We start from the raw sequence: 1,708 nt of genomic DNA on the forward strand, positions 1-1,708 counted from the left end.
AAGACTTGTGGTCAGAAGTCAAGTAGGTGATACGTAAAATATTGATAGTTCTAATTGTGAGGAGAGTATACTTCCCCCAGCCCAGTGAAGTACAAAAATTCACTGGTTAGAAACTTGCAATGTTAGCGATGTTCGTCGCGCTAGACCAATTTAGGAGGCGTGTACAGTTTATGTTCAGTTAGTAGATTAATAATTAACCGAACCAGCTTCCTAGCGGTCAACACACAAGCTCGACGATGTTGATACTTTGGTACCTCCCGGAACTTCTTCTGGTAGTACCTGGCATAAGTGGGATCATAGCGCCTTACTGAGTTGGCAGCTTCAACTAAGTAATAACGTAGGTATTGGTTACCACTTTTGGTTCGCGGCGTTAATTGTCGCTCATGATTTCCTGATTGACTGCGTTGCCATGATAAGCCAGCGTAGCCGGCGAGACTAGCATCATTGGGGAAACGGTCAATTTGGCCGATTTCAGCCAGTAATCCGGCCGCATACACTGGTCCAATTCCCGGAATACTTTGGAGTGAGTCTGCACCTGAAATGACCGAGCACAGATCAGAAATGCTTTTATTTAACAGCTTTAGCTGTTGATTAAGCATCCGCAACTGATTAGCGTACATGGCCAATACTTGATCAACGGAATCGGCAACCGTCTTGCTAAGCCGATAAGAACTTCTAATGGCTTTCTTCAGTGCTTTGGCAACACTTTTGGCATCGCCAAACCGGCCATGAGATAAATGATTTAGCTCATCAGTTAAGGCTGACAAGGGTATCTGAACCAGGTCATCTAGGGAATACTTCTCATCACTCAGAATGCTAAGCATGGTTGACCCAAAGACTGAGGTAGGCAAGACCGTATCGATGGTGTTCACCTTGTAGTACAGGTTATTTAAAAAGTGATTTTTACAATCATTGATCTGATGGACTAAGTGGTATCGTTCCCGGGTCAAGCGTTGTAAAGCGATGTGCTTTTCATCGCGGGTAACCGGAACTTGATACCGGCCGATCCGTAAGAAATCGGCAATGTGAAAGGCATCAACGGTATCGGTCTTATCATCATCAAATAACTTACTGTAACGGTGCGTCACTTTAGGATTCAAGGTGACCACAGTCACGTTTAACTGATTAAGGCGATCATCTTGTTCAAAGAACAAGGTTGGGTGGAAATTATAAACTGAGGTTGCTTCCATGCCGATAATAATTTGGTCAGCTTGCTGAGACCGCTTTAAAATCTCATCACGAATATGACCGGCCCCCTTCGGGGTGTTTGTTACTTCACCTTGGAAACACACTTGCTTATTTGAATCCATTCCACAATAATCAAGCTTCAATTTTGAAACATCAATACCAACATTCAAGTTCATTGATTCAGACCTCCTTTCCGTTCTTATTTTGGATAGGCTTGGGTGCTGTGTGATACTCCCTAATTATGAATCTTCAGAACATCCTCGCAATTTATGAGTAGACAAGTCATCCAATGACTAGCTGCTTGATAGAACGCGAGCTATCAAAATCATCAGCTAACACTACAGCTTGTGGTTTGAACTTAAACAATTCATCTGGGCGGCATTCTTAAAATGTAGATAAACTACAGGAGGCGAAAGCCTATACCAGTTGGATCCGAATCCAATGAACAATTAGAGAATATCACACAGCATCCAAACAGCGAAGCTGGTCAATACTTGAATACATTTTTAATAATACGAGG

1 protein-coding gene is annotated in these 1,708 nt (G+C 42.7%); it reads right to left on the bottom strand.

All coding sequences use genetic code 11. The annotated features are described in order from the left end of the window. Window positions 1-140: 140 nt before the first annotated feature. Complete coding sequence (locus EKM61_RS11830) at window positions 141-1,364, bottom strand: IS110 family RNA-guided transposase (protein WP_068222268.1); 1,224 nt, start codon at window positions 1,362-1,364, stop codon at window positions 141-143. Window positions 1,365-1,708: the final 344 nt, after the last annotated feature.

Source organism: Loigolactobacillus backii, assembly GCF_003946275.1.
In the GTDB taxonomy this organism is placed as follows: domain Bacteria; phylum Bacillota; class Bacilli; order Lactobacillales; family Lactobacillaceae; genus Loigolactobacillus; species Loigolactobacillus backii.

What these genes read in the sequence shown, in the direction of transcription:
- EKM61_RS11830 (WP_068222268.1), bottom strand. Translation starts at nt 1,364, where the DNA reads ATGAACTTGAATGTTGGTATTGATGTTTCAAAATTGAAGCTTGATTAT.